Annotated in this window: 14 protein-coding genes; 11 read left to right on the top strand and 3 right to left on the bottom strand. The window is 62.1% G+C overall.

Annotated features, from left to right (window positions below; translation table 11 throughout):
- The first annotated feature begins 148 nt into the window (after positions 1 to 148).
- On the top strand, positions 149 to 778 hold the full coding sequence (locus tag SK1NUM_RS03480; protein ID WP_212325401.1) for a DUF417 family protein: 630 nt from the start codon (positions 149 to 151) through the stop codon (positions 776 to 778).
- Positions 779 to 799: 21 nt separating this feature from the next.
- Here the strand turns inward: SK1NUM_RS03480 and SK1NUM_RS03475 are convergent, their stop codons facing one another.
- Complete coding sequence (locus tag SK1NUM_RS03475; protein ID WP_212325399.1) at positions 800 to 1,321, bottom strand: mycothiol transferase; 522 nt, start codon at positions 1,319 to 1,321, stop codon at positions 800 to 802.
- A 277-nt stretch (positions 1,322 to 1,598) separates the two neighbouring features.
- On the opposite strand from SK1NUM_RS03475, the gene SK1NUM_RS03470 reads away from it, so the two are divergent.
- From SK1NUM_RS03470 to SK1NUM_RS03435, 8 genes are all read left to right on the top strand, one after another.
- On the top strand, positions 1,599 to 2,852 hold the full coding sequence (locus SK1NUM_RS03470) for a sensor histidine kinase (RefSeq protein ID WP_212325397.1): 1,254 nt from the start codon (positions 1,599 to 1,601) through the stop codon (positions 2,850 to 2,852).
- Complete coding sequence (locus SK1NUM_RS03465; protein WP_212325395.1) at positions 2,840 to 3,499, top strand: response regulator; 660 nt, start codon at positions 2,840 to 2,842, stop codon at positions 3,497 to 3,499. Before SK1NUM_RS03470 ends, SK1NUM_RS03465 begins: the two co-directional genes overlap by 13 nt.
- Before the next feature lie 95 nt (positions 3,500 to 3,594).
- Complete coding sequence (locus SK1NUM_RS03460; RefSeq protein ID WP_212325388.1) at positions 3,595 to 4,314, top strand: DUF4097 family beta strand repeat-containing protein; 720 nt, start codon at positions 3,595 to 3,597, stop codon at positions 4,312 to 4,314.
- Positions 4,315 to 4,557: 243 nt separating this feature from the next.
- A complete protein-coding gene (locus SK1NUM_RS03455) occupies positions 4,558 to 4,761 on the top strand; it encodes a CopG family transcriptional regulator (RefSeq protein WP_212325386.1) in 204 nt (67 codons plus the stop codon).
- Positions 4,758 to 5,150 carry a type II toxin-antitoxin system death-on-curing family toxin gene (locus SK1NUM_RS03450; protein WP_212325385.1) on the top strand — a complete coding sequence of 131 codons (393 nt, stop codon included), beginning with the start codon at positions 4,758 to 4,760 and terminating at the stop codon, positions 5,148 to 5,150. The genes SK1NUM_RS03455 and SK1NUM_RS03450 overlap by 4 nt, the downstream gene beginning before the upstream one ends.
- Before the next feature lie 51 nt (positions 5,151 to 5,201).
- Positions 5,202 to 6,443 (top strand): multidrug effflux MFS transporter, encoded by a 1,242-nt coding sequence (locus tag SK1NUM_RS03445; protein ID WP_212325383.1) that lies wholly within the window; start codon positions 5,202 to 5,204, stop codon positions 6,441 to 6,443.
- A 108-nt stretch (positions 6,444 to 6,551) separates the two neighbouring features.
- A complete protein-coding gene (locus SK1NUM_RS03440) occupies positions 6,552 to 7,592 on the top strand; it encodes an IS30 family transposase (protein ID WP_317988074.1) in 1,041 nt (346 codons plus the stop codon).
- Positions 7,593 to 7,783: 191 nt separating this feature from the next.
- A complete protein-coding gene (locus tag SK1NUM_RS03435) occupies positions 7,784 to 8,791 on the top strand; it encodes an IS30 family transposase (RefSeq protein WP_455550326.1) in 1,008 nt (335 codons plus the stop codon).
- On the opposite strand, the gene SK1NUM_RS03430 is transcribed toward SK1NUM_RS03435, so the two are convergent.
- Complete coding sequence (locus SK1NUM_RS03430) at positions 8,737 to 9,375, bottom strand: transposase family protein (protein ID WP_223927773.1); 639 nt, start codon at positions 9,373 to 9,375, stop codon at positions 8,737 to 8,739. The genes SK1NUM_RS03435 and SK1NUM_RS03430 overlap by 55 nt on opposite strands.
- Before the next feature lie 201 nt (positions 9,376 to 9,576).
- On the opposite strand from SK1NUM_RS03430, the gene SK1NUM_RS03425 reads away from it, so the two are divergent.
- Entirely contained in the window at positions 9,577 to 10,446 is an 870-nt protein-coding gene (locus tag SK1NUM_RS03425; protein WP_212325379.1) for a HipA domain-containing protein, read from the top strand.
- Positions 10,427 to 11,137 carry an HIRAN domain-containing protein gene (locus SK1NUM_RS03420; RefSeq protein ID WP_212325377.1) on the top strand — a complete coding sequence of 237 codons (711 nt, stop codon included), beginning with the start codon at positions 10,427 to 10,429 and terminating at the stop codon, positions 11,135 to 11,137. Before SK1NUM_RS03425 ends, SK1NUM_RS03420 begins: the two co-directional genes overlap by 20 nt.
- Here SK1NUM_RS03420 and SK1NUM_RS03415 read toward each other — a convergent pair.
- A complete protein-coding gene (locus SK1NUM_RS03415; RefSeq protein WP_212325375.1) occupies positions 11,124 to 12,095 on the bottom strand; it encodes a GlxA family transcriptional regulator in 972 nt (323 codons plus the stop codon). The genes SK1NUM_RS03420 and SK1NUM_RS03415 overlap by 14 nt on opposite strands.
- Between the last annotated feature and the right edge of the window lie 21 nt (positions 12,096 to 12,116).

Below are 12,116 nucleotides of genomic sequence, written 5' to 3'. Positions count from 1 at the left end.
CAGCACCGGGTGGCCAGGGACCCCATCAACTGAGCCGTTGCACGGCACACCGGTGTCGCAGCCCGATGCCAGCGGGAAAGTCGGAACCGCCCATCTCGTGGCCCACAGGTTACCCTTACCCATTGGCTTCTCTATGAAAGGCGCCCGAATGTCCGACAACCAGTCCAGCGCCAAGCCGGCTTCCAGCTCTGTCCTCACCCGGCTGGCCGAGGCGATAACCAGGCTCGACCGATTCGCCCTGCTGATGCTCCGCCTCGGTGTGGCCGTCGTTTTCCTGTGGATCGGCGGTCTGAAGTGGTTCAAGTACGAGGCTGACGGGATCGTGCCGTTCATTGCGAACTCGCCGTTCATGAGATGGATGATCGGCGACCCTGGGAACTACAAATCCCACATGAACGCCGAGGGCGCGCTCATCGAGGCCAACCGCTCCTGGCATGAGGCTAACGGCACCTATACGGTGGGGATCTTCATCGGCGTCACCATCTGCCTGATCGGTGTGCTGATCCTGGCGCACTACCTGCACCCGACCCTGGGGATGCTGGGGGCCATCGGGGTGATCGGCTTCACCATCGTGACCCTGTCCTTCCTGGTCACCACCCCGGAGGTGTGGGTTGCGGCCCCCAAGGACGGCATCGCTGACGCCGACCTCGGTTTCCCCTACCTGAACGGCCGCGGACGGCTGGTGATCAAGGACTGCATCCAGCTGGGTGCAGGTTTCGTCCTGCTGGTCGACTCCGCGCGCGCCTTCCTGAAGCGCAGGCAACTGAGCGCGAACTGAGCCACCGGCGTGCGTCCCGGTTCAGTACCCGATGCGCCAGTTCTCGACCAGGCCCCGGGCGTAGGCAGCCTGACCCAGGTGGGTGACGGCATCGTCGATGACACTGATGAGCCGGACTCCACGGGTCACCGGCGGATCCCAGCGGGTGTCGACGACGTCATCGAGGCTGGCGGCTGACAGGCTCCCAGCGTACCGGGTGAAGGCCTCGGTGACGGCGGTCAGGTAGTCGAGCAGTGCCGCCGGGGCCTTCACCCGAAGCCGGGCGACGTCGTCCGGGGAGTCGCCGAAGCCGATCTCCTTCGCGCCCCGGTCGATGCCGAGTCTGCCGCCCCACTCCCCTGTGACCCAGACCTGGTCTTCACCCGCAAGCTCGGCCAGCTGGTAGTCCCACTGCCGGGCCGCGTGCCAGATCAGCCAGGCAATCGAGTTCCCGTGCCCACCGGGCATGGCGTGGAGGGCCTCGTCGGAGATCCCATCGAGCACAGCTCGGGCCGTCTCGACGGGCCGGTGCGCAGCGTCCATGAGAAGAGCAGTTGCATCCATACCCTCGATATTGCCAGGCTGCCGGAAGACTCCGCAGTGCGCACGACCTATCATCGCCGCCCACACCGGACGGCTCGTCGTGAGTCACGACGCAGCAGCACGCTTCGGCGACCTGCCAGGCGTTGTTGCGGAAAGCCCGTGAGAGTCCACGCCAACGCCCGGAGAGGCCACGATGAGGCAAGCCACATCCAGGTGCTGCGGGGTTTATGGATAACCCGAATCAAGGTTCTGGGTAGCCCCCTGGGACCGCTCTGAGTCTCCCACTAGCGTATAGGGCATGACGGATTCTTCCCCGGCACCCAGGCCGACCAGACGGGGCGCCGGGACTCTACTGTTCACGGTCAGCCACCTCGCCCTGATGGGTGTGGTCGGCAACATCACCATGGCGCTGGTCACGGTGTTGCTCGTCGTCAGCATCGTGACCCTGCCTGTCTTCGGGCTCGGGCTTGTGTTTTTCGCGCTGCTGGCCTGTATCGCGATCGGCGCAGCCTATTTCGAGACTGTTCGGGTGCAGACTCTCTACGGCCTGCCCCGGATGAAGATGCGGCTGGCGCCTCGGTCCGGCAAGGGAGTCTGGGCAACACTGCGGTGGCTGCTGCGGCAGGTCATCTCGCCGCAGTTCTGGCGCCCGTTCAGCTCATTCATGCTGGCTTCTGTCTTTGGCCTTCTCGTGGTGGTCAGCATCCCGGCCTGCATCACACTGATCATGCAGGGCGCCATGGAATTTGATCAGGCGGGCCTGGGAGTTGGCGTGCTGTTCATCCTGGGAGGGGTCGCCGCGCTACTCCTCACCCCACTGGCGGCATACGCCCATACCGTGATCGCGGTGAACCTGGTGGGCCGCCCCAGCCGGAAGGAGCTGACCGCGGCGGCCGAGGCCAGCAGTCAGCAGCGCGAAGGCGCCGTCCGGGCCGCCAGCCTGGAGCGCACCCGCCTCGAACGCGACCTCCACGACGGCGTCCAGCCCCGGCTGGTCTCCATCGGAATGACGCTCGGCCTGGCCCAGCACAAGATCGAGACCGATCCGGCGAGCGCCCGCGAACTCGTCACCGAGGCCCACACATCAACGAAGGCAGCCATCACCGAGCTCAGGCAGCTCGCCCGCGGCATTCACGCCTCGGTGCTGGCTGATCGCGGGCTCGACGCCGCGCTCTCGGCGCTGGCCGCTCGCAGTCATGTGCCAGTGCAGCTGGATATGCGACTAGCTGACCGCGCTCTCATCGATAACTCCCGCTACCGCGAGGTGGAGGCTGCCGCCTATTTCATCATCGCCGAGGCCCTCACCAACGCCGCCAAGCACTCCCACGCCAGCGAATGCCAGGTGCTGGGACGGCTCCACGACGCCGGCACACCGGAGGCAAGGCTGTGGGTCCGCGTGGAGGACAACGGCGTGGGAGGCGCCGAGGTGCAGCCCGGCGGCGGGCTCGACGGAATCACCCAGCGGGTACGCGCCGCCGGCGGCACACTCCGCCTGGCAAGCCCGGCAGGCGGCCCCACCACCCTGGAGGTGAGCATCCCATGCGCATCCTGATCTGCGAGGACTCCGTCCTGCTGCGGGAGGGACTCATCAGGCTACTCACCGAGGTCGGCCACGAGGTGGTCGCGGCCCTGCCCGACGCCACCGACCTTCATGCCACCCTGGTCGTGGATGCGCCGGACTTCTGCATCCTCGACGTCCGGCTGCCGCCGACGTTCACCGACGAGGGGATCCGCGCCGCGCTCCAGGTCCGCGAACAGTATCCCGAGCTGCCCGTGCTCGTGCTGTCCCAGTACGTCGAGGAACGCTACGCCGGTGAGCTCATCGCCTCCAACGGCGGCGCGCTCGGCTACCTCCTCAAGGACCGGGTGACCGACGTCGTCGAATTCCTGGACGCGCTCGAACGCATCGCCTCCGGCGGCGTGGTGCTCGACCCGGAGGTGGTGGCGCAGCTCCTCACCAGGCGCTCCCACGACAGCCGCCTGGCCGCCCTGAGTGAGCGTGAACGCCAGGTGCTGGCCCTGATAGCCGAGGGGCGCTCCAACCAGGCCATCGCCGAGATGCTGTACCTCTCCGCAGCCAGCATCGAGAAACACGTCTCGGCCATCTTCCACAAACTCGACCTCCATGTCGACGAGAACAGCAACCGCCGCGTGCTAGCCGCCCTGGCGCACGTCGCCGACGAAAGGAACAAGCCATGACCGCATCACACAGGACCGACCGCCGGTCCCCGCTCAGTCGATTGCTCACCGTGCTCGGAGGAATCGTTATTCTGGGATTGGTGTTATCGGCGATCATGAGCGCCATCAGATCCTCACAGGTGCGTGACTACGACCCCGAGCACCTGTCCAGCGAGGGCATCACCCACGTGAAACTGGACGCTCCCGTCGGGGATGTCACCATCAATTGCAGCGGGACCAGCGACTTCACGCTGACCCAGCAAAAGGTGTCCGAGAAATGGAATCTGGAACGCGACGGCGACACCGTCAAGGTCAGTCGCAATTCACCATTCTGGCCTGTCCAGATCAACCTGTTCGGACTGTTCTCCCAGGAGAACGAGAAGGTGACGCTCTCCATTCCCGAGGCCGCCTGCCAGCAGAACCTAGACGCTGACCTCAAGCTGAGCGCGGGAAACCTGAACGCCGATGCCCGCTTCGGCGCCCTCAACATGGACATGAGCGCAGGGGACGCGACACTCAGCGGTACAGCCAGCAGCATCACGGCCCGGCTCTCTGCCGGCAACCTCACCATGAATCTGGACGGCACCAAACAGGCCGACCTGCACATGTCCGCCGGCAATATCAAAGGCAGCCTCAGCCAAGTGCCCGAGAAGCTGAAGATCGACTCGTCCGCCGGCAGTCTCGAACTAGCCCTCCCCGCCGGCAACTACAGCGTGAACTCAAATGTCAGTGCAGGTCACTTCGACAACCAGCTGACCACCGACTCGCAGGGCACCAAAAGCCAGGTCGACATTCGCATGAGCGCAGGCGATGCCAAACTGACCACCAAGTCCTGAACGCCCACCTGCGATCGGCGTCGTCGTGAAAGTCTCTGGGGCGAGCTATACGAAACACTCGTGAGCTCGCCCCAGAGACCGGCTCATTCGCCCATGCTGTGATCACCTGATGAATCCAGCAGCCGGCCACGAAATCGGTATTAACCACTGCCAAGCTCACACACTCACGCGCAGGCTCCCAGGACGCTCCACGATGACGCTGCCAAGAGTCGTGAGCGATACCATCTTGGTATCATCACCTTCATGGCAATGACTCTCCGGCTCACCCCCGCTGATGAGCAGATCCTGGCCGACCTCGCCGACTCTCAGGGGGTCAGCCGTCAGGAGGCCACCATCCGGGCAATCCGCGAGGCCGCCGCCCGGCAAGGGCATGAGCAGGCTGTCGACAGGTTGTCAGCCCAAGCCCGCTCACGCTATGCCTCCTTGCTGGATCGTCTCGGACGGTGACCAGCTACCTCACCCTTGAGGATCTCCTAGCCCTGGCTGACGACCTGGGTGTCGGCCCAGTTCGTGATGTGGGGCTGCTGGAGTCTGCGGTTCATCGTCCACAGACCGTAGTGTGGGGTCACGAGGCATACCCCAGCCTGACCGAGAAGGCAGCCGTCCTGCTGGAGGCCAGCATCCAGAATCACGGCCTGGTCGACGGCAATAAACGCCTGGGCTGGCTGGCAACTGTGGTGTTCCTCGGACTGAACAACATCACTCTCGACGCCCCTGACGACGAGGCCTTCGACCTGGTGATGGCGATAGCCAGCACCGGTCTGAACCGGGCTAGGATCGCAGCCGCCCTCGCCGACTGGCGATACCCCGACCCGGCGCAGAGGTCCAGTCGCTGACCCAAGATGGCCAGGACACCGCAACCAGCCTGGGCCTCTAAGCTGGCGGCCATGAGTGATTCCGCAGGTGAGACTTCCCTGCGTTCTGTTTTCCCCGTCACATTGCTGGTGGCCTTGGCAGCCTTGGCTGCTGTGGGCCCGCTGGCCACCGACACGTACCTTCCCGCCTTCGCGCAGATGGCCACCGACCTGAAGGCGAGCGCATCGGGCATCCAGCTGACCATGACGACGTTCCTGGTCGGCATCGCCGCTGGGCAGCTGCTGATCGGGATGCTCTCAGATCGTTTTGGCCGGCGTCCGCTGCTGGTGTGGGGAACGCTGCTGGCTTTGGCAGCTGGCATTGGCACGGTGGTGGCCCCTGGGCTAGTGACGTTGCTGGCCGCCCGGTTCCTCCAGGGCCTAGGCGGCGCGGCGGGCATGGTGCTGGGACGCGCCGTCATCTCCGACCGCGCCCGGGGTGCCACCGCCACCCAGGCGCTTAGCGTCGTGATGGCGATCCAGGGCGTCGCCCCCGTCGTGGCGCCGATCCTGGGCGGGGTGCTGATGGATTTCATCGGCTGGCGCGGGATCATGGCGGTGGTCGCGGGGTTCACCCTGGTGATGCTGCTGATGGTGCTTGCCTGGGTGCCCGAGTCTCTCCCATCGCAAGACCGTTCCTCCGGCGGGCTGAAGGAGCTGGCACGGGGTACCCGAGAGCTGATGCGCGATGGGATCTTCGTGCGCCTGGTGAGTGTCAATGCCCTCGTCTTCGCCCTGCTGATGTGTTTCCTGTCAGCGGCGCCATTCATCCTGAAGAACGTCCTGGGCATGGCGACAGGGCCCTACACCCTGGTGTTCGGCGCCTGTGGGCTGACGGTGACGGTGTCCGTTGGGATCGCAGGCTCCCTGGTGCGGCGGGTCCCGCCTGCCAGGCAGGTCCGCATCGGTTTGACGGCCCAGCTGGTGGTTGACCTGGTGTTCGCCGGGGTCTGCCTGGCCTGGCTGGGCTCACCGACCCGGTCCACGCCGCTCCTGGTCGCGGTGATCGCACTCGCCTTGGCGCATGTGGCCTGCCTGGGCCTGTGTTTCGGGAATCTGCCGGCCCTGGCTCTGGAACGCACCGGCCACCGGGCAGGGACAGGGTCAGCTCTGCTGGGTTTCATCCAGTTCGCCGCCGGCGGGCTGGCGAGTCCGCTCGTGGGGCTGAGCGGCGAGGAATCGGGGGCGGCCTTCGGGGTGGTGATCGTGATCGTCGCAGTCGCAGCGAATGCGGTCGCGCTGCTGGGGCTGCAAGACCGTGGAAGTTCCAGTTGACTCTGATGACCTGGAGGCTTATTCATAGACTGTAGGCGAAGATGAGTCCTGTGACGGCTTGTATTGTGGTTTCGAAGGTGTTGGTGGTGTCATAGGGTCGTAGCAACAGTGCTTGTTAAGGAGGGGTTGTTGGTGCGGCGGTTGTTGACGGTGACGGATCGGGCTGGGATCGCGAGGGGCTTGGCGGAGGGGTGTGGGTTACGTGAGATTGCTCGGCGGATTGGTAGGGATGTGTCGGTGGTTTCGCGGGAAGTGGCCCGGAATCAGGGTGAGACGGGGTACAAGTGTGTGGCTGCTGATGTAGCTGCGCAGCGGCGGCGTGCCCGGCCCAAGCCCCGCAAGATTGATGCTGATCTGGTGTTGAAGCAGCGGGTGATTGCTGATCTTCGGAGGTCTCGTACACCACGTCAGATCGCGGGAAGATTACGTGCTGAGGCTGGGGGTGACAGGCTTGAACCGTGTCAGGGTTCCCCCACGGCCCAAGGAGCGAGCGTGTCTCATGAAGCGATCTACACCTGGATTTATGCGATGCCGAAGAAGACGCTGCGGGAGCACGGTGTCATGCTCGGGTCGAAACGCACTAGCCGTCAGTCCCGGCGTCGTTTGGGTGAGCGGAAATCCCCGATTGTGGGAATGGTCAGTATCGATCAGCGGCCTCAGGAGGTTACAGGACGGAAGGTTCCCGGTCATTGGGAAGGAGACTTGATCATCGGCGCCTACGGCAGAACAGCCGCGATCACCCTCGTCGAACGAACCACCCGGTTCGTCACGATCCTCGCCCTGCCGAAGGGCAAGAACGCAGACGGGGTGTGTGACGCCCTGATCGACCACATCACTGGGCTGCCCGAATTGATGAAGGGCACCCTGACCTGGGATCAGGGCTCTGAGATGGCCCGGCACGCCGCGTTCACCATGGCCACCCAGATGCCGGTGTACTTCGCCCATCCCCACTCTCCCTGGGAACGCGGCAGCAATGAGAACACCAACCGACTCATCCGTGACTACCTACCCAAAGGCACTCCCATCCCCCAACACCAGCCCTATCTCACAGCCATCGCCGAAGAACTGAACGAACGCCCCCGAGCCACCCTCGGCTACCTCACCCCACGAGAAGTCTTCCAGAAACTACTCGTTGCTTCCACCACTTGACACCGCCGTTGTAGGGGCGGCGGTAATCGGTGTGTAGAACACGCCAGGTTTTGACGTTCGCGATGACACGTTCGATGAGGTAGCGGACGCGGTTGATGGTCGTGTTGTTTCTTTTGTCGCTGTCGGTGAGTTGGTGGTGTCATAGGGTCGTAGCAACAGTGCTTGTTAAGGAGGGGTTGTTGGTGCGGCGGTTGTTGACGGTGACGGATCGGGCTGGGATCGCGAGGGGCTTGGCGGAGGGGTGTGGGTTACGTGAGATTGCTCGGCGGATTGGTAGGGATGTGTCGGTGGTTTCGCGGGAAGTGGCCCGGAATCAGGGTGAGACGGGGTACAAGTGTGTGGCTGCTGATGTAGCTGCGCAGCGGCGGCGTGCCCGGCCCAAGCCCCGCAAGATTGATGCTGATCTGGTGTTGAAGCAGCGGGTGATTGCTGATCTTCGGAGGTCTCGTACACCACGTCAGATCGCGGGAAGATTACGTGCTGAGGCTGGGGGTGACAGGCTTGAACCGTGTCAGGGTTCCCCCACGGCCCAAGGAGCGAGCGTGTCTCATGAAGCGATCTACACCTGGATTTATGCGATGCCGAAGAAGACGCTGCGGGAGCACGGTGTCATGCTCGGGTCGAAACGCACTAGCCGTCAGTCCCGGCGTCGTTTGGGTGAGCGGAAATCCCCGATTGTGGGAATGGTCAGTATCGATCAGCGGCCTCAGGAGGTTACAGGACGGAAGGTTCCCGGTCATTGGGAAGGAGACTTGATCATCGGCGCCTACGGCAGAACAGCCGCGATCACCCTCGTCGAACGAACCACCCGGTTCGTCACGATCCTCGCCCTGCCGAAGGGCAAGAACGCAGACGGGGTGTGTGACGCCCTGATCGACCACATCACTGGGCTGCCCGAATTGATGAAGGGCACCCTGACCTGGGATCAGGGCTCTGAGATGGCCCGGCACGCCGCGTTCACCATGGCCACCCAGATGCCGGTGTACTTCGCCCATCCCCACTCTCCCTGGGAACGCGGCAGCAATGAGAACACCAACCGACTCATCCGTGACTACCTACCCAAAGGCACTCCCATCCCCCAACACCAGCCCTATCTCACAGCCATCGCCGAAGAACTGAACGAACGCCCCCGAGCCACCCTCGGCTACCTCACCCCACGAGAAGCTTTCCAGAAACTACTCGTTGCTTCCACCACTTGACACCGCCGTTCACCATGGGCGGGTTTCTTCGCGGGGGTGATCATCCCCAATCCGATGTAGCCTTTGTCTCCAATATGACTTTGACTGTCGAGGGCTGCGAGGAAGCCGGATTCCTTGATGGCCTTTGCATCATGCACACTACCCGGCAGGGGCGGGGAGATCCAGGCGAGCTGTCCGGCCAGGGTGCAGGCCACTTGCAGGTTCACCCCCGTCGTGTGGTGCTTGCCTGAGTACAGCTCGGGACGGTCGTGCCACGACCAGCAGGACACCAGAGTACCGTCGATGATGTACTGACGGTCCGGGTCGAGGTCCCCCACACTGGGCACCCAGTTCTGGAGGGCTTCGGCGATCAGGGGAGTGTAGACCGCCACCACTCGTGAGATGGTGGCTTGGGAGACTGTGTGGATGTCGGCCAGCAACTCCTGGGTGAGATTGTGCCGCAATATCAACACAGTGACCTGGATACAGCGGAACAAGCCCAGGACACGGGACCCTGCCGGGGGAAGGTTTCCGGAACGGGATGTGTGGATCAGTTCGCACAGGTTGAGGATCTGGTCACGGTCAAGGCTTGTGGTAGTATTCACGGCGGCGGCTTGTCTTTCATCTGAGGGTTTTCTTTCTGCATTTTGAATTATCTCAGATCGGGCAAGCCGCCCTCACATCCCCCTCGGGTAAAGTGTTAGCTGGGGAAAGCCAAAACACCCCTATGAATAAGCCTCCTGGAAGGTTTGAAAATGTCATTTCACTGCCAAGGCTGTCCGCCCTACGACTGGGTCCCCGTCGACGTGAGCTCGTTCAACATAGACGGCGACGAGCAAATGGGAACGAAGGAAAAGTTTTGGCTCCGTAGCCAAGAAAAAGACGAGCGATGGCTCTGGAAGCAGGCACGCAACAAAGATGGCTTCACCCGCGGAGAAGACTGGGCAGAATGCCTTGTGCATGTCGTTGCACAAAACCTCGGCTTGCCCTCTGTATGTACGTCTCTTGCGCTGCGAGACAATAAAAGAGGCGTTCTAATTCACACCTTCCTAAAAAATGGACAAGAGCTTGAACATGGCAACGAGCTACTGGCTAAAGCCATCAAGGGATATGACAGCTCCACGGAACGCGAATATAAGTTATACACGGTAGAAAATATTCAAATTGCTCTAAGGGAAATGACTGGGCCACCTCCTTATACCCGCTGGACTGCATTTGACGTGTTAGCTAGCTATTTAATGCTTGATGCACTGGTTTCCGGCTGCGACCATCACCATACGAATTGGGGTATTCTGAAGTCACCTGACCACGATTCGAGCGTATTGACACCAACCTTCGATCATGGAAACGCCCTCGGATTCGCTGAACCAGATAACCGCGTACAGGAATTATTAGAGGACACTGAACAATTGAAGAAATGGCTTATGAAAGGCCGGAATAAGTACTTTGCCGGCAAACCCCGCCTTATCGAGCTCGCTATCAAGGCGCTACGTCTTGCTTCCCAAGCCAGCCGAGAGTACTTCCGCTGCCGCCTCCTCGATTTCTGCCTTGAAGACGTCGTTGAGGCAGCAAGAGCCTTCCCAGCAGAGATCCTGTCAGCCAAGCGAGGTAGCCTTGCCTGCAAGATCGTTGAGATGAACCGAAGGAGGCTGCTCGATGCACTCAGCGCTCGCTGAAGCCCACTCGCCTGTAGCCACCACGAAGGACCGTAGGCTGCGCCTGATCTGGAAGGATCCAAAAACTGGCCGGTACAGCCATGTCGGCTGGCTCGAAGCCTTGGCCGATGGCCGGTACTGCTTCAGGTACACCCCGGAGGCAGTCGATATCGACGGTTTCACCTACGTCTCGCAGTATCCAGACCCTTCCCAGACCTATGTATCAGAGGTGCTGCCAGCCTTCTTTGCCAACCGAGTCATGAACCGTCGGCGCCCAAGCTACGACCAGTATGTCGGCTGGCTAGGACTCGACCCAGACGCCTTGCCAGTCGAGATCATGGCCCGCACCGGAGGAGGCCGGGCTACTGACTTTTACCAGCTCGTCGAGGATTTCAATCTTCGCGAGGGTCGTTGCGAAGGACGATTCTTCATCTCCGGCATGCGTCATGTCATTCCAGGACTGGAGCTGCTTGGTGCCCTCCGTCCAGGACAGGAACTGGCATTGAAAGACGAGCCACACAACCCGGTCAATGAACGCGCCATACTACTCAATGCAGACGGACACCCGGTCGGCTATCTGCCAGACTGGCTGGTCGACGATGCACACCGCCTCCGCCAAGAGGGATCAGTGAGCATCTACGTTGATCAGGTCAACCACGACGCCCCACCCCATCTGGCGGTGCTTTGCAAGCTTGAGGCTACTGTTGTTTAATTTCCTCGCGCGATGGCTCGGCGGTAAAACGACGCCGATATGATGTCGGCGTAGTCGAGTAGGCAGCCATGAAACCCTGACGGAACGTCACGACGCTGGCAAAGCCACAGGAACGGCCCACTTTCTCCACCGACCAAGACGTGACCTCCAGCAGTCGGCGGGCCTCATCGAGTCGGCGAGCCTGTACCCACCGCGCCGGAGGCAGTCCCGTCATCTCACGGAATCTACGACTGAAGTTCCGGACGCTCATAGCAGCACGAGCAGCAAGTTCAGGGACGGTCAGCGGATGGTCTAGGTTCGTCAGCACCCACGTCATAACTTCTGATATCGGCCCAGTTCTTTCCGCTGGGACCGGTCGCTCAATGTACTGGGCTTGATCGCCTTCGCGGTGTGGAGCCACAACGAGGTGCCGGGCAACTTCTGCTGCTGCCGCGGCCCCGAGCCGGTTCCTCACCAGGTGTAGACAGGCGTCAAGGGCAGAAGCAGTACCGGCAGAGGTCAAGACGTCACCATGGTCCAGATAGAGCGCAGTGTCACAGACCTTCACTCTCGGACATAGTTCTCTGAGTCGTGCAGCCGCAGCCCAGTGCGTGACAACACTCCTACGGTCCACAATCCCGCTGGCTGCTACCGGAAACGCACCCAAGCAAAGCCCAACAACGGTCGCACCACGCGTATGGGCGTCATTGATCAGCCGTATCAGCTCATCGCTGGGGACCATCCCGTCAGTTCGCCAGGATGGAAAAACCAGCACGTCGGCTGGCTCCACATCCTGAAGGGAAACGACATTGCTGACCCGTAGACCCTCAGCGCTAACGATTGGCTCTGAATCGTCGCTCCACACTACGGTGCTCCAGTCGTCGGCTAGACCTCGCCGGGTCACCTCGTTAAAGACCAGCAGCGGAGCGGCCAGGTGGAACATAGTGATGCCCTCGAAGGCATGGATCGCGATATGCATGGCCTAATCCCATCGAAAGTC

Origin of the sequence: Arachnia rubra, from assembly GCF_019973735.1 — a bacterium.
Lineage (GTDB): Bacteria > Actinomycetota > Actinomycetes > Propionibacteriales > Propionibacteriaceae > Arachnia > Arachnia rubra.
This window is presented reverse-complemented; position numbering and strand designations above follow the sequence as displayed.